We start from the raw sequence: 19,797 nt of genomic DNA, 5'->3' as shown, positions 1-19,797 counted from the left end.
AAGTTAATTCTTAAAATATGTCGTTTGAATCATAGTTAATTCTAACCCATCATAGATTAACTAAGATAGGAGAATGAAATGACAACTACTGCACACACCCTGGGCTTCCCACGTATCGGTGCCCAAAGAGAATTGAAGTTCGCCCAGGAAGCTTTCTGGCGCGGCGATACTACCGAATCCACCCTGCGTGAAACCGGCAGCGAATTGCGCTCGCGCCACTGGGCCTTGCAAAAACAGGCAGGCCTGGATTTTGTCAGCGTCGGTGACTTTGCCTGGTATGACCAGGTCTTGAATACACTGGCCTTGCTGGGTGCCCTGCCAGGCCGCTTTGGTTTCGATGCCAAAGCATTGTCCCTGGCCGACTACTATGTCGCCGCACGTGGTAACCCCCAGCATTTTGCGATGGAAATGACGAAGTGGTTTGACACCAATTACCATTATCTGGTGCCGGAATGGACTGCAGACACCAGCTTCAATGGTGGCGTGGACTGGCTGTTTGAAGAACTGGCAGAAGCACAGGCACAGGGCCATACCGGCAAAGTCACCCTGGTCGGACCTTTGACTTTGCTCTACCTTGGCAAGATCAAAAGCGGCCTGACACACAAACTGGATCTGCTGCCAAAAATCATCCCGGCGTATCAACGTCTGCTGGCACGCCTGCAAGAACAAGGGCTGGACTGGGTACAAATTGACGAACCTATACTGACACTCGATCTGGATGCGGCATGGCTGGATGCCTTTGTCTTTGCTTACCATGCACTGGTCCAGCAATCTCCAAAAATCCTGTTGGCAAGCTATTTTGAAACAGTGCAGGACCGCGCTGCCTTGCTGCAATCGCTGCCGGTAGCTGGGGTCCATCTGGACCTGGTGCGCGCACCGCAACAGCTGGACAGCCTGCTGCAGAATTGGCCACAGGGTCGTGTCCTGTCGGCTGGCGTGATAGACGGGCGCAATATCTGGCGTGCAGATCTGTCTGCGCTGGCAGTAAGTTTACATGCGGCACAGGAAAAGCTGGGGGAACAGTTGTGGCTGGCCCCCAGTTGCTCCTTGCTGCATGTACCGGTCGATCTGGCAGCAGAGACAGCCCTCGATGAAGAAACCCGCAGCTGGTTGGCTTTTGCCACCCAAAAACTGCATGAAGTAGCGGCGCTGAAACAAGCCCTGAATGGCCATGCCGCCGCTGTCGCGCAAGAATTTTCGCTGGCAGACCAGGCCATAGCAAGCCGTCGCCAGTCGGTACGCATCCATAATCCCATCGTGCAAAAACGCCTGGAAGATGTCACCGCCCAGGATGCAGAACGTCATAGCCAGTTTGCCGAACGCATACGCGCGCAGCAGCAACGCTTTGCCCTGCCACAGTTTCCGACGACCAGCATAGGATCTTTCCCACAAACCAAAACCATACGTCAGGCACGTGCAGCCTACAAGCGTGGCGAGCTGACGCATCTGGATTATCTGGAAGCCATGCGCGCAGAAATACGCCATGTGGTCGAACAGCAGGAAAAACTCGATATCGACGTGCTGGTGCATGGCGAACCGGAACGCAATGACATGGTGGAATATTTCGGTGAGCAGTTGTGGGGCTATGGCTTTACGCTGAATGGCTGGGTACAGAGCTATGGTTCACGCTGCGTCAAACCGCCCTTCATCTACGGCGACGTGTACCGGCCCGAAGCCATGACCGTCACCTGGAGCGAATACGCCCAAAGCCTGACCGAAAAACCGATGAAGGGTATGCTGACCGGCCCCGTCACCATGCTGCAATGGTCTTTCGTGCGGGATGACCAGCCACGGGAAACGACTGCACTGCAAATCGCGCTGGCCTTGCGTGATGAAGTCCGCGACCTGGAAAAAGCCGGCATAGGCATGATACAGATTGATGAACCTGCCTTCCGCGAAGGCCTGCCTTTGAAGCAGCAAGACTGGGCCGCCTATCTGGATTGGGCCGTGCGTGCCTTCAAGCTGAGCTCTGCGGGTGTGAATGACGACACGCAGATCCATACCCATATGTGTTATTCGGAATTCAATGACATCCTGCCGTGGATTGCAGCCATGGATGCCGACGTCATCACCATAGAAACCTCACGTTCAGACATGGAATTACTGGATGGTTTCGGTGAATTTGCTTACCCGAATGATATCGGCCCAGGCGTGTACGACATCCATTCACCCCGTGTGCCCAAGGTCAGTGAAATGCAAAGGCTGTTGCAAAAAGCCCGTAGCGTGATCCCCGATGCGCGCCTTTGGGTCAACCCGGATTGCGGTCTGAAAACCCGCGACTGGCCAGAAACCATCGCCGCCCTGGAACACATGGTGCAGGCAGCCAAACTGCTGCGCGCCACGGTGGCAGCAGACGATGAAGAACATCAGGATTGCTGCTGATCGCTTTTTACAATTGATTTGAATTGAAACGCGGGCCCATCTTCATTTCACAGTGAAGATGGGCCTTCTGCCTTGTGCTCCAGAATAAGACTAAATGGTGTTTAGGATTTATAAGTCCGCAACAGACAAAAAAAAAACGCAAGCTATCAGGGTATGGCAGCATTTATCCAATTTTCTATGATTAATGGAAAAATTTGGATAAACTGGGTATTTCTGCGCCATTTTCCTCTGAAAGTGATTTCCCATTAGTGCTGCCAACAAATTTATTGTTTGCCATGAGTGCGACCTGATCTGCATGGATGCAGCGCTGGCAAGAGGTGAGGCAGCAAGCTGCCCGCGTTGCCGTGCTACGCTATACAGAAATGGCAGCGCCAGCCTGGATATGGCGCTGGCGCTGGCCGTTACCTCGGTGATCTTGTTGCTGCTGCTTAACTGCTTTCCCCTGCTTGCCCTCAAGGTCCAGCAAGTGACGCGCGACACCACCTTGCTGCATGCTGCCCTGGCCATGTGGAATGACGGCATGCATCTGCTGTCCTTGCTGGTCATCATTACTACCGTGCTGGCACCGGCATTGCAGATATCGCTTGCCATCTACCTCTTGTGCATACTCAGGTTTGGTGACGCCAGCCAGGCGCTGGGTGCGCCCTTGCGTGCCCTGCAAAGCCTGCGGCCCTGGAGCATGGTCGAAATCTTCATGCTGGGCCTGCTGGTGTCCCTGGTCAAGTTGCAACACATGGCCGATATCGTCATCGGCCCTGCCCTGTGGTCTTGCGCCGGTCTGATTTTCATCACGGCGGCGCTGACATCGGTACTCACCCCGCGCAATCTGTGGCTATGGGCGCGTGCGGCCAGGCGCGCCAGGGCAAACGCCAGGGTGAAGCATGTCTGAGCATGAATACCGCCACATCCCCGCTGCTGGCCTGGCGGGCCAGACAGGTGCAGCCACCGGGCTCATCAGTTGCGATATTTGCGAAACCCTGTGCTGCACCCATGATCAGGCAGCCACCCACTGCCCCAATTGTGGTGCATCTCTGCATTTGCGTCATAAAGACAGCCTGACCAAATCGCTGGCCTACCTGGTCGCCGCAATGATATTGTATATACCAGCCAATCTCTTGCCCGTCATGCATACCAATACCATCTTTGGTGCACAGGATGACACGATCATGAGTGGCGTGCTGGTGTTATTGAACACAGGTTCGTGGCCCCTGGCGCTGCTGGTGTTCTTTGCCAGCATCGTCGTACCCTTGCTCAAGCTGTTTTCCATCAGCCTGCTGCTGTTCACCTGCTGGAAAAAATCCAGCTGGAACCCTTTGCAGCGTACCCAGTTGTTTCGCATGATAGAAGCCGTCGGTCGCTGGTCGATGCTGGATGTGTATGTGGTGACGGTACTGGTGGCGCTGGTGCAGTTTCAGTCGCTGGCGGCGATACACCCTGGCGGCGGTGTGCTGGCTTTTGGTGCTGTAGTGGTGTTGACGATGTTGTCGGCACAAAGCTTTGATTCACGTTTAATCTGGATAACAAAGACGCATGAGTGATCCGACTTCAGAAAATCCCGGCACGCCTGCTGTGGACCAAGCCAGGGAAACCGCCGGGACTGTTGAAACCCTTGATACGGTCACTGCAGTCGACGCCGTAGTGCCGGTGGTCAAGGTTAAACCACGGCGGCGCATGCCCTCCTTCGTCTGGGCCGTACCGGTCATTGCGGCCCTCATCGGTATCTGGCTGGTGGTGCAAAGCGTTACCAGCCAGGGGCCGGTCATCACCATCACATTTAAATCGGCAGAAGGGATGGAAGCGGGCAAAACCAAGCTGCGCTACAAAGACGTCGATGTCGGCCATGTCAAGGCCATTGCGCTGTCGCCGGACCGCCAGCGGGTGCTGGTGACGGCTCAGTTGATCAAGAGTGCTGCCGATATTCTGGCCACCGACACCCGCTTTTTCATCGTCAAACCGCGCATCTCTGGCGGCTCGGTCTCTGGCCTTTCCACACTCTTGTCCGGCAATTACATCAGTGTCGATGTCGGCACAGCCACTGAGACCACCAATGAATTTACCGGTCTGGAAGAACCACCCCTGGTCAACCGCGATACGCCAGGCCGCGAGTTTGTCTTGCATGGCGCGCAGACCGGTTCGGTCAATTATGGCTCACCCATTTTCTTCCGCCATATCAATGCCGGCCATGTCACCAAGTTCCAGCTGGACCGCGATGGCAAGGGCGTCACCATCCGCGTCTTCATCGATGCACCGTATGACCAATATGTGACTGCCGATACCCGTTTCTGGCATGCCAGCGGCATCGACATGCAGCTAGACGCCAACGGCCTGCGCGTCACCACAGAATCGCTGACATCCCTGATCGACGGCGGCCTGGCCTTCCAGGAACATGACGACGCCCTGCCCGGCGGCAAATCCGCCTTTGAAGGCAGCGTCTTTTCCCTGTTTGAAGACCGCGAACATGCCATGCGTGCACCAGATACCAAGGTACGCAACTTCCTCATGTATTTCCCTGAAAGCCTGCGCGGCCTGTCAAAAGGCGCACCTGTCGACTTGCGCGGCATCGTCATTGGCGAAGTCAAATCCCTGGGTGTTGAATTTGCCGAGAATGGCCGCCTGCCACGCTTCCCGGTTGAAGTCAGCCTCTACCCGGACCGCCTCAAATCCCGGGTCCGCTCAGGTGCCCGCCTGCCTGACGATGCGACCGAAGCCAAAGAGAGATCGCTGCTGGAACACCTGATCTCACGCGGCTTGCGCGGCCAGTTACGCAGTGGCAACCTGCTGACCGGGCAATTGTATATCGCCCTCGACTTCTTCCCCGATGCTCCCCAGGCAAAAATGGACTGGCGCACCGACTACCCGGTATTGCCCACCGTCGGCGGCGGCCTGGGCGAAATCCAGGACACCGTGGGCCGCATCGCCAGAAAGATAGACAAACTGCCTTTCGACAAAATATCTGCCGAACTGGTGCAAGCCTTAAGCAAGCTCAACACCACCCTTGCCAGCACAGAAAAACTGGTGCGCCGCCTTGATGTTGAAGTCACGCCTGAACTGACCTCTACCCTCAAGGAAGCGCGCGGCACTCTCAACAGTGCCAATACCCTGCTGGCAGAAGACGCGCCCCTGCAGCAAGACATGCGCGAATCATTGAAGCAAGTCGCCAAGTCCGCCCGCGCTGTCGCCAACCTGGCCGACATGCTGGAACGCCACCCCGACGCCCTGGTGTTTGGCAAACAAAAGGTAAAACCATGATGCGAACCATAAAATTTGTGCCGCTGGCCGCACTTACCTTGCTCAGCCTTTTGCTTGCAGCCTGTGCCACCCCACCCGTCGAGCATCTCTATCACCTCGACTACCCACAAACAGCCAGCAGCCAGACCGAGCCGCAGTATGAAGTTCTCATCGCCACCGTCAAATTGCCAGAAGCTGTCCATCGCCCGCAACTGGTCATCCAAAAGTCGGCCACAGAATCCCTCATCTCTGACGAACAACGCTGGATAGCCCCGCTCGACGAACAGCTCACCCTGTCCCTCATCGCTCATCTGCGCACCCGCCTGCCAGACGCCTGGCTGTCGTCCGACACCGGCATCAGCGCTGGCATCAATACAGGCATATCGGCAAACCCATCCAGCACCCTGCCCCGCTACCTTGTCAAGGTTCAAATCGACCAGCTACTCATCTACAGCGGCAACCAGCTCACTCTCGAAGCAAGCTGGGTCGTACTGGACCACAGCCGCAAACTGCTCAAGCGTGATCACAAGGTCTTCACTGTTCGTTTGAATAGCCCTGCGTATGAAGCCGTAGCACCGGCAATGTCCGAGGCCGCACAGCAACTGGCGGAGCAAGTGGGAGCGAGTGTGCAAGGCGTACGCAAATCCTCAACTGGCGGTTCTTAATACCAAGCTGCGGAGTGTTTAAGCATTTCTGCCCGCAAGGTATTCACACCATGTCTTCGGGCCTGACCCATGCATCAAATTCTTCCGCCGTGACATGACCCAGCGTCAATGCAGCTTCACGCAAGGTTGTCTGGTGATGATGCGCGTATTTGGCGATTGCCGCCGATTTGTCATAGCCTATATGCGGGTTAAGCGCAGTCACCAGCATCAGTGAATTATTCAATAGCTCAGTGATGCGCTGGCGATTTGCCTGCATGCCCTGTACGCAATGCTGATCCAGGCTAGCCATGGCATCGGCCAGCAGACGGGTACTCTGCAAGAAATTGTGCACGATAAGCGGCTTGAATACATTCAATTCAAAATTGCCTGCAGCACCACCTATGCTCAGGGCCACGTCATTGCCCATGACCTGGCAACACACCATGGTCACCGCTTCGCACTGGGTAGGATTGACCTTGCCCGGCATAATGGAGCTGCCGGGTTCGTTTTCCGGTATCTGCAATTCACCCAGGCCGGAACGGGGGCCGGAAGCCAGCCAGCGTATGTCATTGGCGATTTTCATCAAGGCCACCGCCAGCGTCTTCAATGCACCGTGCGAGCTGACCATGGCATCGTGGGCAGCCAGCGCTGCAAAACGATTGGGGGCGGCGACAAAGCCTATGCCTGTGTCTTGCGCCAGGCTGGCGGCAACGCGCTGGCCAAATTCCGCATGGGTATTCAGGCCGGTACCAACGGCCGTGCCGCCGATGGCCAGTTCCTGCAAAGCCGGCAGACCGAGACTGATAGCCTGCTCTGCATGGACAAGTTGCGCCACCCAGCCAGAGACTTCCTGCCCCAGTGTCAGTGGTGTCGCATCCTGTAAATGGGTGCGGCCAATTTTAACGATGTCGGCAAATTCTGCCACCTTGGCGGTCAGCGAAGTGCGCAGTTGCTGCAGCGCTGGCAACAGTGACTGCGTTACCGTCAGGCAGGCTGCCACATACATGGCGGTGGGAAAGACGTCATTCGATGACTGCCCCATATTCACCTGATCATTCGGATGCACCAGGCGACTCATGCCACGGCTACCACCCAATAATTCAGAAGCGCGATTGGCCAGTACTTCATTCATGTTCATATTGCTTTGTGTGCCGGAACCGGTCTGCCACACCGACAGCGGGAAGGCATGCGGATGCGCGCCAGCCAGCACCTCGTCAGCAGCGCTGACGATGGCATCGGCGAATCTGGCATCCAGCAAACCAAGGTCACGGTTCACGATGGCACAACTGCGCTTCACACGTGCCAGCGCCAGCACCAGCGCATCCGGCATCTTTTCAGTAGAGATGGCAAAGTGATGTAGTGAACGCTGGGTTTGTGCGCCCCATAATGCTTTTGCAGGTACGGCGATTTCACCAAAGGTATCGCGTTCCATCCTGTTGTCGGTATTGTCTTGGCTATGCTGACTGGTCATTGCTGTTTTCCTGGTTGATGGCACGCTCGCCATATCTGGCATCTTTCACCGATCAGGTCAGGCGCGGCGGGCGTTGGGTAGACGGTACTTACTGCGTGTTGGCAAGCACCCATAGCTTTCATGATACGCAATCTGAATCAAACCTGCTTTTTACTCATTGGCAACTTTAAGCAAATTCACAAGGCCGTGGCATCGTTGAATTTTTTTCATGCATACCTACGTATTTACGTTTACGTAAACGTCAAGTCTTATGCTATTCTAAAAATAACAGGTGCACATCCCAATTTCTTGGGCTGTGTTAAACGGGAAAGTGGTCGTCCTGATCGCTGTCATTAACGAATGACAGTTGGTATCAAGACCTAAAAACGTGTTTACGATCTGTAGCGAGCGAGCGTCAGCGGGGTAAGGGTAACAAAAACGCCGCGCAAAAAGCGGAATGTACTTGTAGTACATGAGCATTTTGAGCAGCGCATGAATCCCGCATCAATACAAATTGCGCTCGCGCTTAAGATCGTAAGCAGGTTTCAAGCCCCTGCTGCCTCCGCAACGGTAAGCGAGTGCGGTTACATCAACCACGCCACTGGTCATGCATGACTGGGAAGGCGATGTAACAAGACTTGCAAGCCCGGATACCGGCCTGTTGATCGCTGAGAAAAACACTGCGGAAGGCTGTGTTTGAAACACTGCATGGGCACGTCATCATGGCGTGCGGGTGCGCGTGTATTCAACATTGCTCTTTACTGTTTTTTCCCAAGGTCTGGTCACGTACGGAAGGTGCGTGGCGGGTGTGCGTCCACACGGTGCATATCCATGGTCAGGATCGTTGCTACGGCAGGTTTCTGCATGTAGCGGCTATCCTGTTTTCAGGCATCAGTGCGGCAGTTGTTGCGGGCAAAGCCCGCCGTCTGTCCGTGCATAATCAGGAAGGTTCAGGAAAGCATCATGACTACTCTTACCCAGGTTCCCAAGGTCAAACTGCTGATCAATGGCGAACTGCTTGTATCCAAAACCACGCAGTGGCGCAATGTGATCAACCCCGCCACGCAACAGGTGCTGGCCCATGTTCCCTTCACCACACCGGATGAAATGCAGGCCGCAGTCGATGCTGCCAAGGCCGCTTTCAAGACCTGGCGCAAGACAGCGATAGGCACACGCGCCCGCATCTTTCTGAAATACCAGCAACTGATACGCGAAAACATGACCGAACTGGCTGCGCTGCTGACAGCCGAACAGGGCAAGACCCTGGCCGATGCCGAAGGCGATATCTTTCGCGGCCTGGAAGTGGTCGAGCATGCCGCCAATATCGGCAACCTGCAAATGGGCGAAATCGCCAATAACGTTGCCAGCGGTGTCGACACTTATACCCTGAACCAGCCGCTAGGCGTGTGCGCTGGCATCACCCCATTCAATTTCCCCGCCATGATACCGCTGTGGATGTTCCCGATGGCGATTGCCTGCGGCAATACCTTCATCCTGAAACCATCCGAGCAAGACCCCATGGTCACCATGCGCCTGGCTGAACTGGCGATGCAGGCAGGTGTGCCACCTGGCGTGCTGAATGTGGTGCATGGTGGTGAAGACATCGTCAATGCGATTTGCGATCATCCGGATATCAAGGCGGTGTCCTTTGTCGGCTCTACCCGCGTAGGCACGCATGTGTATCAGCGCGCCACCCTGGCGGGCAAGCGTGCGCAATGCATGATGGGTGCCAAGAACCATGCCATCGTCCTGCCCGATGCAAATAAAGAACAAACCCTGAACAACCTCGCCGGTGCTGCCTTTGGTGCGGCTGGCCAGCGTTGCATGGCACTGTCCGTCGTTATCCTGGTAGGTGAAGCCAATCAGTGGGTGCCAGACTTGCTGGACCGCGCCCGCAGCCTCAAAATCAATGCCGGTGCAGAAGCCAATACCGACATTGGTCCGGTCATTTCCTGTACCGCCAAGGAACGGGTAGAAAACCTGATCGCACAGGGCATTGCCGAAGGTGCTACCCTGGTACTGGATGGCCGTGCACCGCAAGTGCCGGGCTATGAACATGGCAACTTCGTTGGCCCTACCGTCTTCACCGGCGTCAAGCCCGGCATGCGCGTGTATGAAGAAGAAATCTTTGGCCCTGTGCTATGCATCATGCAGGCAGATACGCTGGCTGATGCCATCGCCATCATCAATGCCAACCCTAACGGCAATGGCACGGCACTGTTCACCCAGTCTGGTGCGGCGGCACGCACTTTTGAAGAAGATATTGATGTCGGCCAGATCGGTATCAATGTGCCTATTCCTGTGCCAGTGCCACTGTTTTCTTTCACCGGTTCGCGTGCATCCAAACTCGGTGACCTGGGGCCTTACGGCAAACAAGTTATACAGTTTTATACCCAGACCAAGACCATCACCGCACGCTGGTTTGATGACAGCGTCAGCGCTGGCAGGGTGAATACCACCATCTCGCTCAAGTAAGGAATCGCTATGGACTTCGAATTGACAGAAGACCAGCGCGCCTACCAGCAATCTGCCCGCAGTTTCGCCGCCCATGAAATGGCGGCGCAAGCCGCGCATTGGGATGCCACGTCCCACTTCCCGCTGGACGTCATCGCCCATGCCGGGGAACTGGGATTTTGCGGACTGTATGTGCCAGAAGAGCTGGGCGGGCTGGGCCTGACGCGGCTGGATGCCGCCATCATTTTTGAAGAGCTGGCTCGCGCCTGCCCTTCTACCACGGCGTATATCACCATCCACAATATGGCGAGCTGGATGATTGCGCATTGGGGCCGGCCAGAAGTGCAGCAAGAATGGGTGCCCAAACTGGCCGCAGGCAAGAAACTGGCGTCGTATTGCCTGACCGAAGCAGGCTCTGGTTCTGACGCAGCATCACTGCGTACCAGTGCCCGCCTGGATGGTGACAGCTATGTCCTGAATGGCAGCAAGGCCTTTATCTCGGGCGCGGGTGCGACCAATATGTTGGTGGTCATGGCACGCACCGGTGGCGAAGGTGCAGGCGGCATCTCAGCCTTTGCCGTACCGGCTGATTTGCCCGGCATCAGTTATGGCAAGAAAGAGGACAAGATGGGCTGGAACAGCCAGCCCACCCGCACCGTGAATTTTGACCAGGTACGCATACCGCGCAACCACTTGCTGGGTGAAGAGGGCGAAGGCTTTCGGATTGCCATGCGCGGCCTTGATGGTGGGCGCATCAACATCGCCACCTGTTCTGTCGGCGCTGCGCAATCAGCACTCAATAGTGCACAAGCCTATATGAACGAGCGCGTGCAGTTCCAGAAAAAACTGTCTGACTTCCAGGTACTGCAATTCAAACTGGCTGACATGCAGACTGAACTGGTGGCAGCCCGCCAGATGGTCAGGCTAGCTGCGAGCAAGCTCGACAGCAAGGCCGACAATGCCTCAGTGTATTGTGCCATGGCCAAGCGCCTGGCCACCGACACCGGCTTTGCCGTCTGCAATGAAGCCCTGCAAATCCACGGCGGCTACGGCTATATACGCGAATACCCACTGGAGCGTTTCCTGCGCGATGTCAGGGTGCACCAGATACTTGAAGGTACGAATGAAATCATGCGTGTCATCGTCGCCCGCCACATGTTAAACCAAGCCGCAAGCGAGGAATTTTTATGAGCAAATACCCTCAGTACTCTAACTACACCAATCTGCAATGCGAAATCATCGGTCACACTGCCCTGGTAACCCTGGCCAACCCGCCCGCCAATACCTGGACGGCAGCCGGTTTGCAGGCTTTGACGCAACTGGTCAACGACCTCAATGCTGATGCAGATATCTATAGCCTAGTCATCACCGGCTCAGGCCAGAAATTCTTTTCAGCAGGCGCAGATTTGAAGTTGTTTGCCGACGGCGACAAAGCCGTGGCGCTGGACATGGCGTGCCACTTTGGTGAAGCATTTGAAACCCTGGGCCGCTTCCGCGGTGTTTCCATCGCGGCCATCAATGGCTATGCCATGGGTGGCGGACTGGAATGTGCGCTGGCTTGCGATTTGCGCATCGCCGAAACCCAGGCACAGATGGCCTTGCCAGAAGCTGCCGTCGGCTTGCTGCCCTGCGCTGGCGGCACACAACATCTTGCCTGGCTGGTCGGTGAAGGCTGGGCCAAGCGCCTGATCTTGTGCGGTGAACGTGTCGACGCCGCCACCGCCCTGCGCATAGGCCTGGTGGAAGAAGTGGTCGCTACCGGCGCTGCACTCGAACATGCACTGGCGCTGGCCAAGCAAGTGGGCAAGCAAAGCCCCAGCAGCGTCAAGGCCTGCAAGCAACTGATACAGGGCGCACGCCAGCAACCCATGAACACCGTGCTGCCACAAGAGCGCGAAGCCTTCCTGGCCCTGTTTGATACCGCCGATCAAAAAGAAGGCGTCACCGCCTTCCTGGAAAAACGCCCCCCAGTCTGGAGGAATGCATGAACGATGCCGCCCCTGTCCTGTTCCACACCCTGCCTGCAACCAACGGCATGCAGATAGGCATCGCCACCCTGAATGCGGAAAAAACCCTGAACGCCCTGTCCAAGCAAATGGTGCAATTGCTGGGCACGCAATTGCATGCCTGGGATGCAAACAGCAGCATCGCCATGGTGGTGTTGCAAGCCGCCGGTGACAAAGCATTTTGCGCAGGCGGCGACTTGCAAAACCTGTATACCAGCATGCGCGAGCATCATGCCTCCGACAAAAAAGACGATCTTCTTGCTAATGCCTATGCCCTGGATTTTTTTGAGCAGGAATACCGTCTCGACTACCAGATCCACACTTACCGCAAACCCATCTTGTGCTGGGGCCATGGCATCGTCATGGGTGGCGGCATAGGTTTGATGGCCGGTGCCAGCCACCGCGTCGTCACCGAAAAATCCCGTCTTGCGATGCCGGAGATTGCCATCGGCCTGTTCCCCGATGTAGGTGGTACCTGGTTTTTAAACCGAATGCCAGGCAAGCTGGGTTTGTTTTTGGCATTGACGGGTGCCAGTATCAATGCCAGCGACGCACTGTTTGTGAAACTGGCAGACGTAGCCTTGCCGCATGCCAGCAAGGCAGATGTGCTGGCGGCTTTGCAGGCTGCTGCGTGGAGCAGTCAAGCCCACCAGAACCATCAGCGCGTCAACCAGGTCTTGCAGCAATTCTCAGCGCTGCCCAGCGACACCGCAGGCCCCTTGCGTGCCAACTTTGATCTCATCAATCGCCTGTGCAGTGCTGCTGACCTGCCGGCCATCGTCGCACAAATACTTGCAGTCGATACGGTACAGCAGGAAGAACATCCATGGTTGCAAAAAGCCGTCAGCAACCTGCAAAAAGGCAGCCCGACTTCCGCATGGCTGGCACATGCCTTGCAAGAACGCGGCAAACATTTGTCGCTGGCAGAAATCTTCCGCATGGAGTTAGTCGCCGCACTCGCCTGTGCGCAAGGCCATGATTTTGCGGAAGGGATACGGGCCTTGATTGTGGACAAGGATCAGAAACCGCAATGGTTGCCAGGTAGTTTGCATGAGATGCAGCCGCAGGATGGTGAGCGATATTTCACACATCTTTGGACGGCAGAGCAGCATCCATTGCGGGATTTGGGTGCTAGTGAATCACTGCAGAAGCGGGCGGCTTGAAGTTAGCTTGCCTCACGTAGGTTGGGCTACGTTTTACCAGCCCAACACTGGGCTTTTGATAAATGAATGCGTTATTTCAATGCTGAGTGTTGGGCTGGTAAACCGTAGCCTAGCGAGGCCCGGCCCAACCTACACGACACAGCCACCCACCAAGTCAAACAAAGAGCACGTATAACAAGGAGATAAACCACCATGTCAAACCAATCCAAAATTGCCTTCATCGGCCTCGGCAACATGGGCGCGCCCATGGCCCTTAACCTGCTCAAGGCAGGCTACCCACTGACCGTTTTCGATCTGTCCCCTGCTGCCCTGAAAACACTGGCAGACGCCGGTGCACTGGCTGCCAGCAATGCCAGGCAGGCTATTGAAGGCGCGGACATTGTCATCAGCATGCTGCCAGCCAGCCGCCACATAGAAAGCCTGTACCTGGGCGATGCAGGCATACTCGCCCACATCGCCGATGGCGCAATCATCATAGACTGCAGCACCATCGCCCCGCAATCCGCCAGGAAAGTCGCACACGCTGCAGTCGCACGCGGGCTGGCGATGATCGATGCCCCGGTCTCTGGTGGCACAGCCGGTGCAGCCGCAGGCACGCTGACCTTCATCGTCGGTGGCAGCACAAGCGATCTGGAACGCGCACGCCCTGTCCTGAATGTCATGGGCAAGAATATTTTCCACGCCGGTGAACACGGTGCCGGGCAGACCGCAAAAATCTGCAACAACATGCTGCTGGGTATACTGATGGCAGGCACGGCAGAAGCGCTGACACTGGGTGTGGCAAATGGGCTGGATCCCAAAGTCCTGTCCGACATCATGAGCAAAAGCTCAGGCCGCAACTGGGCGCTGGAATTGTACAACCCCTATCCAGGCGTGATGGAAAATGCACCCGCTTCACGCGGCTATACTGGCGGCTTTGGTGTAGACCTGATGCTGAAGGATCTGGGGCTGGCCACGGAAGCCGCATTGGGCACGAATGCCAGCATTCCGCTGGGTGAAGCCGTACGCAACCTGTATGGCATCCATAGCAAGGCAGGTGCTGGTGGCAAGGATTTTTCCAGCATACTTGAGTTATTGAGGAACAGGGATTAAGCAGGCCAAATATTTTGAAAATACGCCGAATACCTATTCGGCATTTCCCTTCAAGGGATGTTACGGGGTTTCGCAAAGTATGCTTTACGCTATCAATTTCTCAACTGCTTGCAAGGGAATGGAGGTGGGTTTTCTCAGCGATTTGGGAATATCCTCTCACCCCAACTGCAAAACCTTAAAATTATTCCGCCCTGCCTTTTTTGCCAGATATAAAGCTTCATCCGCTTTCTTCAGCAACTCAGCTGCGCCAAAGTCCTGCGCTGAAGATATCGCCACACCGATGCTGGTCGTCACCATCAAGGATTTTCCTTCGATATCAAAAGGCGTAGTCATGGCTTGCACAATTTTACTTGCTACCATATCGGCTTCACTATGCATGTTCAAGCCTTCCAGCACGATGACAAATTCATCGCCGGCAAGGCGGCCCGCCAGGTCGGTCTGGCGTATGCAATGCTTAAGACGGTTGGCAAATTCCTGCAAGACTGCATCACCCGCATGATGACCCAGGCTATCGTTGATGCTCTTGAACTTGTCAACATCAAGAAACATCACTGCCATCAAACGGCCGCTGCGCTGTGAACGGGCACTGGCCTGTTCCATTCTTTCATTGATCTGATTGCGGTTGGGCAAACCAGTCAGGGTGTCAAATCTGGCCAGTGCCAGCAATTGCCTTTCCACTGCCTTGGCGTCGCTGACATCGTTGATCAGGGTATTCACACCGACAACCTGGCCGCAATCATCATACTGGGGCACATAGGTGGCATGATAATGTCCAGCCTTGCCGCCTATGCTGATCTCGGTTTCAAATTCTGTTTTTTCACCGGCCATGGCCCGCTGGTAATGGGTCAGATGTTGTTGCAGCATGGTGCCGCTCAGCAGCGATGGCACAGACTGGCAGCGTATCGCCGTCAACGGCAGATGGAACCAGGCCTCATAAGGCCGGTTCACGAACTGATAGCGATTTTCTGCATCGACGAGGCTGACAAAGGCGGGAATATTGTCAGCGATGGTGCGCAACAAGCCTTCACTGGCGGCCAGTTTTAATTCCGCCTGCTTGCGCGCCGTCACATCAATGACCAGGGAATAATAGCCTGTAGTCACGCCATCAGTATTGATGTCTGGCACATACTCATATTGCAAATACCTTTTGATATCATGCTCGTAGGCATAGCGTTCGAAAGACACTTTTTCACCATGCAATGCCTGCTGTATTTTTTCCTTGCGCTCCAGATAGGATTGTTCGCCAAACACTTCAAGGATGGATTTGCCCAGGATATTTTCAGGTTCCAGTCCGGGAATCTGGCTGTAATTGCGATTGCAGAATTGATAGCGTTCATTCGCATCAATATACGCAATCATGGCGGGTACATTGTCGGTGATGGTACGCACCCTCTGCTCACTGCGTATCAAATCATCTTGTACCCGCTTGAATTCGGTGATGTCTTCTACCAGGACAAAAAAACCTTCGACCTGGCCTGACTTGCTGAAATCCGGCGCATAAGTGACCCTGTCCCATTCCCAGTGACCGTAACGCTGTATGCGACGCTCATAACGTGTCCATTCGCCATTGAGCACCCGGACCACATGGGGCTTGACTATCTTGTCATAGACATCAGGAGTAGCCACTTCGCGCATGGTTTTTCCTATGACAGCGGCCGGCTCCATACGCGACAGATGCGCAATGCGCTTATTGGCGAAAGTATACTTTTCATGACGGTCGATATAACCAATAAAGGCCGACATATTATCGGCAATCAGACGCAACTTGTTTTCACTGGCACTCAAGGCGGCTTCAGCGGCACGACGGTTCAACATGGCATCGTCAAATGCCTTGGCCAGATCCCCGATCTCATCTTTCGGATACACTTTTGGTGTCAGTGTATCTATCCAGTCCGGCGTAGCATGATTAACTTTCTGGCGTAAATGGTGCAAGGGTTTGAGTTGCCAGTACATGAACCACCAGCCCAGCAGCAGCAACATGACAAGCAAGGCGGTACCGGCCAGTATGATGTCCTTACGCACTTCGGTAATGACGATGAAAGCTTCACTGGTTGGATAGACAGAGGTGATGATCCAGTCTACCGACTTCAGGCGCCGGTAAGACAGAATTGCCTCATTATTTTTATGCTCATGTGAAATCAGGCTGCCTTCCAGCATTGAAAACGCAGTCTCCGGCAATTGATGGGTATCGGGCCGCTCGCGGCTGTTGGCAAGCACGCGGCTACTGTCGGGATGGGCAACAAATACGCCTTGCCGTGTCGTGATATAAAAATAGCCGTTGCCACCTATCTTGGTGGTTGCCAGATCCGCCAGAAAGCTTTCCTGTGCCAGCTCGATAATACCCGCCAGCACATAGCGCATAGTGCCTTTGCCATCAAATACGGGAACGCACATCACCACCAGAGGACGGCTGGTGACGCTACCTTTCTGGGGCAGGGAAACCAGCAGCTTCTTTTGCCTGATCACTTCCTGGAAATAATCCCGGCCAGACAAGTTGAGCTTACCGCGCTCTTCAGCGCCATGCAGAAGTGCCAGAAATTCACCCTGCAAATTGAGAACGGCAAGATTATCAAACAGGCTACCCAGACTTTTCTGGTGTATCAGCAAGTCTTGCAGTTTTCCCTGATCTTCATCATCCGTACCAAGATCAGTGGCCAACAGTATCAGCGCATTTTTCCTGAGTTCCACCTTCTGGTCTATTTCATTCGCCATGGCAGCAATCAAGCCAGTCTGGCGCGCTATGATGAGTTTTTCCAGTGTTCGCTCGGAAACCGAGGTGGCCAGCCACGAGAGCAAGACCAGGGAAAGCAAAAAAAACAGGGCCACCGCCACCGTCAGGCGGGTTTTCAAACTGATGTCGCGGAAACGAATGTACCGGTTAGACGACATATCATTCTGAAATGAGGATTGGTCTGAATGCCAATATTAGCATCCGTCATATTAATGACAATCAAAATTTCAATTTAAGCTGGCCGCTCCCTTTACAGCGTGGTAAATCCATCCTCATTGCTTTGCATTTGGTGCTTTTGACACAATTTGCCTTGTTCAGAACCTGTTTGCGATCTGTAGCGAGCAAGTGTGCGTGCATCCGCGGGGTCAGGGCAACATTCAGGACAACATTCAGGACAAAAAGCGCAGCGCAAAAAACGGAATGGTCTCTAAACCATGCGCATTTTGAGCAGCACATGAGCCCCGCGTGGACTGCGATTGCGCTCGCGCTTAAGATCGTAAACCGGTTCTCAGGAATACGCACCCAGGCTGTCGTCGGTCCTTATGTCATCACTCAGCATGACTGTGCTATTGCAATCGTAGAGATCGGCTTGCGCGGAAGGAGGATTTTGCGTGCTGTCCGTGCTATCGGTGTAGGCAGTTACGGTATTCGTATTGAGCAGGATATCGGCGTCATTGCGGGTATCAGAAAAAGAGCCGGGTTCATACTGGACGGGGTTCGCTGCCGCGGTGTTGCTATTGAACAGATACGAATCCGCCAGTACGGCACCAGCCAGCGTATCTGCCTGTCGCTGCCTGGCCAGATTGCTCTGTACATTGTTTTGCATCATCGAATGGGCAGGAAAATCATGCGCCATGCTGTACCAGGCATAATTGTCATGATAAGTGGAATGTGCATAATATTGCCTGCGCTGACGCCATTCCGTTTCAAGGTCTTTGCGCTTGACGGATGCCATGGTACTGCCACTGCCTGGCATGGCCACTGCGCGCTTGAAAAGCTGGTCGATATAACTGCTGACTTCTGCTGGTAAAGCGAGGTTGGTAGTCTGCGCTTTTTTCAGGACGCTGATGATGTCTACGGTTTCCTGACGCTTTTTTTGCAAGGCATTGATTTGTTCACTGATGGCAGCCAGGTCCTGGTCCAGATTTTCCACCTTGTCCAGGTCAACCCGGGTATCAAAATAAAATGCCAGCCTGGTTTGCAAGGTGGCAAGGGCTTTGGCGCTACCAGGTCGCGGCAATATGCCCAGCCATGGCCGGTATTCTTCAAATGCTATCAATACCACAGCATCGACAAAGCCTGGGCAGACTGACTGCAATTGACTCAGGGTACTGGCATAAAATCCCGGCAACAAATCTTCTACCGTGCGCTTGATGACGCGCTGCCTTTGCGCCTGCTTGTTTTCATGTTCTTGGTACAGATCCTCTATCTGCTGCTGCATCGCCAGCATGGCATTGTCCAGCGCCATGTAGACCACATCCATATAGGCCATGTCCCGGTGATAGCTTTTAAAATCAGCATCCCTGACCGGATCAACATTGGGTTTCAGCATGACTTGCTTTCTCTTGGTTGTCGCCATCTTCACGGCGCGATTGGAAATAATTGACGAAGTACTGGCGCAGGGCTGGCTTGTGCATTTCTGCATGCCATTCCAAGGGGCGACCGGCACGCATGCTCAAATCAGTCCAGGGATTGAAACCCAGGTCAGTAATGTCATGCATGCGTAAAAAATAGCGACGGTGGCGGGCATCCCCATGCCACAGGTGGCGAATCTCTCCTCTTACCACACCCAGTTGACCTTGCACCTGTTGATAAAAACGCTGGCCCCAAACTTGCAGATGCGTAATCTGGGCATGATCATGCTTCAGCGCATTCTGTATGCAAAAGTTATAGTCGCCATATATCGCATGCGCCATGAAATGATCGGCACTGCCGGAAATCGCTGCTTCATACAGGCCTGTACTGTCAAACAGGCTGCGTCGCATGGCCCAGCCATAGCCGGTATGTCCGTGGCTATCATAACGTCCGGCCTGCAAGGAGGCGGGTTGTTCCTGCATGACGGCAGCGAACGAGGTAACACGGTCTGGCTGCACGTCAGCGGTACGATAGGCGACACCATCGGCGACACCATCCCGTGGCTGCCGCAGACAGGTTTCCCACACTTGCGCGACCGGATATTGTCGCAAAACGGCGACCAGTTCCCTGGCCCAGTTTTTATTGTCAAACAAAATATCGCAATCCAGCCATGCCACATAACGGCAACTGGCAGGCAACCATGAAGCAGCCAGATTCAGCAGACGCTCTTTCTGCCACAGCAAGGTCGAAGAACGCACCTGCAAGACATCCAGTGCCGCCGGCAATTCAAACGACGCATCACCAAACGCGCATTCCACCGTGATACAAGTCACGCCCGCAGCACGCATACCCTGCATGAACGCATCATAGTTTTGCCTGCGCGATAGATAGCGGCAAGGATTGAAGTAAGTGGTAAGAACGACGAGTTCAGACATGGTGCGCTAACCTGATCATAAGCATTGCAGGATAATAACAAAATTTCAAAAGACGATGCGCGGATGAGGTATTTTTCTGTGGTCAGGGTGTGCCTCAAATAATTACGCTCACGTCCTTGGCGAACATGCAAATGCGC

The 19,797-nt window shown here is 54.7% G+C and carries 14 protein-coding genes and 1 riboswitch; of the genes, 10 read left to right on the top strand and 4 right to left on the bottom strand.

Annotated features, from left to right (window positions below; genetic code table 11):
• Window positions 1–78: 78 nt before the first annotated feature.
• The 5 genes from metE to ACO0K9_RS06830 all read left to right on the top strand — a co-directional run bounded on the left by metE (window position 79) and on the right by ACO0K9_RS06830 (window position 6,275).
• A complete protein-coding gene (gene metE / locus ACO0K9_RS06850) occupies window positions 79–2,382 on the top strand; it encodes a 5-methyltetrahydropteroyltriglutamate--homocysteine S-methyltransferase (protein ID WP_422983129.1) in 2,304 nt (767 codons plus the stop codon).
• A 295-nt stretch (window positions 2,383–2,677) separates the two neighbouring features.
• Window positions 2,678–3,271: a paraquat-inducible protein A gene (locus ACO0K9_RS06845; RefSeq protein ID WP_422983127.1), complete on the top strand. Its 594-nt coding sequence runs from the start codon at window positions 2,678–2,680 to the stop codon at window positions 3,269–3,271.
• Complete coding sequence (locus tag ACO0K9_RS06840; RefSeq protein ID WP_422983125.1) at window positions 3,264–3,920, top strand: paraquat-inducible protein A; 657 nt, start codon at window positions 3,264–3,266, stop codon at window positions 3,918–3,920. Before ACO0K9_RS06845 ends, ACO0K9_RS06840 begins: the two co-directional genes overlap by 8 nt.
• Window positions 3,913–5,631 carry an intermembrane transport protein PqiB gene (locus ACO0K9_RS06835; protein WP_422983123.1) on the top strand — a complete coding sequence of 573 codons (1,719 nt, stop codon included), beginning with the start codon at window positions 3,913–3,915 and terminating at the stop codon, window positions 5,629–5,631. The genes ACO0K9_RS06840 and ACO0K9_RS06835 overlap by 8 nt, the downstream gene beginning before the upstream one ends.
• On the top strand, window positions 5,628–6,275 hold the full coding sequence (locus ACO0K9_RS06830; protein WP_422983121.1) for a PqiC family protein: 648 nt from the start codon (window positions 5,628–5,630) through the stop codon (window positions 6,273–6,275). Before ACO0K9_RS06835 ends, ACO0K9_RS06830 begins: the two co-directional genes overlap by 4 nt.
• Window positions 6,276–6,318: 43 nt before the next feature.
• On the opposite strand, the gene fumC is transcribed toward ACO0K9_RS06830, so the two are convergent.
• A complete protein-coding gene (fumC, locus tag ACO0K9_RS06825) occupies window positions 6,319–7,725 on the bottom strand; it encodes a class II fumarate hydratase (protein ID WP_422983119.1) in 1,407 nt (468 codons plus the stop codon).
• Between the two features lie 445 nt (window positions 7,726–8,170).
• Window positions 8,171–8,380, top strand: a riboswitch (cobalamin riboswitch).
• Between the two features lie 287 nt (window positions 8,381–8,667).
• Between fumC and ACO0K9_RS06820 the strand changes: the two genes are divergently transcribed.
• The 5 genes from ACO0K9_RS06820 to mmsB all read left to right on the top strand — a co-directional run bounded on the left by ACO0K9_RS06820 (window position 8,668) and on the right by mmsB (window position 14,419).
• Window positions 8,668–10,179, top strand: coding sequence for a CoA-acylating methylmalonate-semialdehyde dehydrogenase (locus ACO0K9_RS06820; RefSeq protein ID WP_422983117.1), 1,512 nt, complete (start codon window positions 8,668–8,670; stop codon window positions 10,177–10,179).
• A gap of 9 nt (window positions 10,180–10,188) precedes the next feature.
• Window positions 10,189–11,349: an acyl-CoA dehydrogenase family protein gene (locus ACO0K9_RS06815; protein WP_422983115.1), complete on the top strand. Its 1,161-nt coding sequence runs from the start codon at window positions 10,189–10,191 to the stop codon at window positions 11,347–11,349.
• The gene (locus ACO0K9_RS06810; RefSeq protein WP_422983113.1) at window positions 11,346–12,146 is read left to right on the top strand and encodes an enoyl-CoA hydratase; all 801 of its coding nucleotides are present in this window, start codon (window positions 11,346–11,348) and stop codon (window positions 12,144–12,146) included. The genes ACO0K9_RS06815 and ACO0K9_RS06810 overlap by 4 nt, the downstream gene beginning before the upstream one ends.
• A complete protein-coding gene (locus ACO0K9_RS06805; RefSeq protein ID WP_422983111.1) occupies window positions 12,143–13,327 on the top strand; it encodes an enoyl-CoA hydratase/isomerase family protein in 1,185 nt (394 codons plus the stop codon). The genes ACO0K9_RS06810 and ACO0K9_RS06805 overlap by 4 nt, the downstream gene beginning before the upstream one ends.
• 192 nt (window positions 13,328–13,519) lie before the next feature.
• The gene (gene mmsB, locus ACO0K9_RS06800; RefSeq protein ID WP_422983109.1) at window positions 13,520–14,419 is read left to right on the top strand and encodes a 3-hydroxyisobutyrate dehydrogenase; all 900 of its coding nucleotides are present in this window, start codon (window positions 13,520–13,522) and stop codon (window positions 14,417–14,419) included.
• A 156-nt stretch (window positions 14,420–14,575) separates the two neighbouring features.
• Here mmsB and ACO0K9_RS06795 read toward each other — a convergent pair whose 3' ends face one another.
• From ACO0K9_RS06795 to ACO0K9_RS06785, 3 genes are all read right to left on the bottom strand, one after another.
• Window positions 14,576–17,308, bottom strand: a complete 2,733-nt coding sequence (locus tag ACO0K9_RS06795; RefSeq protein WP_422983107.1) for a diguanylate cyclase domain-containing protein — start codon at window positions 17,306–17,308, stop codon at window positions 14,576–14,578.
• 350 nt (window positions 17,309–17,658) lie between these two features.
• Window positions 17,659–18,702 (bottom strand): hypothetical protein, encoded by a 1,044-nt coding sequence (locus ACO0K9_RS06790; protein ID WP_422983105.1) that lies wholly within the window; start codon window positions 18,700–18,702, stop codon window positions 17,659–17,661.
• Window positions 18,683–19,660: a hypothetical protein gene (locus ACO0K9_RS06785; protein WP_422983103.1), complete on the bottom strand. Its 978-nt coding sequence runs from the start codon at window positions 19,658–19,660 to the stop codon at window positions 18,683–18,685. Before ACO0K9_RS06785 ends, ACO0K9_RS06790 begins: the two co-directional genes overlap by 20 nt.
• Window positions 19,661–19,797: the final 137 nt, after the last annotated feature.

This window comes from Undibacterium sp. Ji50W (assembly GCF_049340445.1).
Classification (GTDB): domain Bacteria; phylum Pseudomonadota; class Gammaproteobacteria; order Burkholderiales; family Burkholderiaceae_D; genus Undibacterium.
This window is presented reverse-complemented; position numbering and strand designations above follow the sequence as displayed.

Coding starts and splice junctions, on each gene's coding strand:
- metE (WP_422983129.1), top strand. CDS start 79: ATGACAACTACTGCACACACCCTGGGCTTCCCACGTATCGGTGCCCAA.
- ACO0K9_RS06845 (WP_422983127.1), top strand. CDS start 2,678: ATGGATGCAGCGCTGGCAAGAGGTGAGGCAGCAAGCTGCCCGCGTTGC.
- ACO0K9_RS06840 (WP_422983125.1), top strand. CDS start 3,264: ATGTCTGAGCATGAATACCGCCACATCCCCGCTGCTGGCCTGGCGGGC.
- ACO0K9_RS06835 (WP_422983123.1), top strand. CDS start 3,913: ATGAGTGATCCGACTTCAGAAAATCCCGGCACGCCTGCTGTGGACCAA.
- ACO0K9_RS06830 (WP_422983121.1), top strand. CDS start 5,628: ATGATGCGAACCATAAAATTTGTGCCGCTGGCCGCACTTACCTTGCTC.
- fumC (WP_422983119.1), bottom strand. CDS start 7,725: ATGACCAGTCAGCATAGCCAAGACAATACCGACAACAGGATGGAACGC.
- ACO0K9_RS06820 (WP_422983117.1), top strand. CDS start 8,668: ATGACTACTCTTACCCAGGTTCCCAAGGTCAAACTGCTGATCAATGGC.
- ACO0K9_RS06815 (WP_422983115.1), top strand. CDS start 10,189: ATGGACTTCGAATTGACAGAAGACCAGCGCGCCTACCAGCAATCTGCC.
- ACO0K9_RS06810 (WP_422983113.1), top strand. CDS start 11,346: ATGAGCAAATACCCTCAGTACTCTAACTACACCAATCTGCAATGCGAA.
- ACO0K9_RS06805 (WP_422983111.1), top strand. CDS start 12,143: ATGAACGATGCCGCCCCTGTCCTGTTCCACACCCTGCCTGCAACCAAC.
- mmsB (WP_422983109.1), top strand. CDS start 13,520: ATGTCAAACCAATCCAAAATTGCCTTCATCGGCCTCGGCAACATGGGC.
- ACO0K9_RS06795 (WP_422983107.1), bottom strand. CDS start 17,308: ATGTCGTCTAACCGGTACATTCGTTTCCGCGACATCAGTTTGAAAACC.
- ACO0K9_RS06790 (WP_422983105.1), bottom strand. CDS start 18,702: ATGCTGAAACCCAATGTTGATCCGGTCAGGGATGCTGATTTTAAAAGC.
- ACO0K9_RS06785 (WP_422983103.1), bottom strand. CDS start 19,660: ATGTCTGAACTCGTCGTTCTTACCACTTACTTCAATCCTTGCCGCTAT.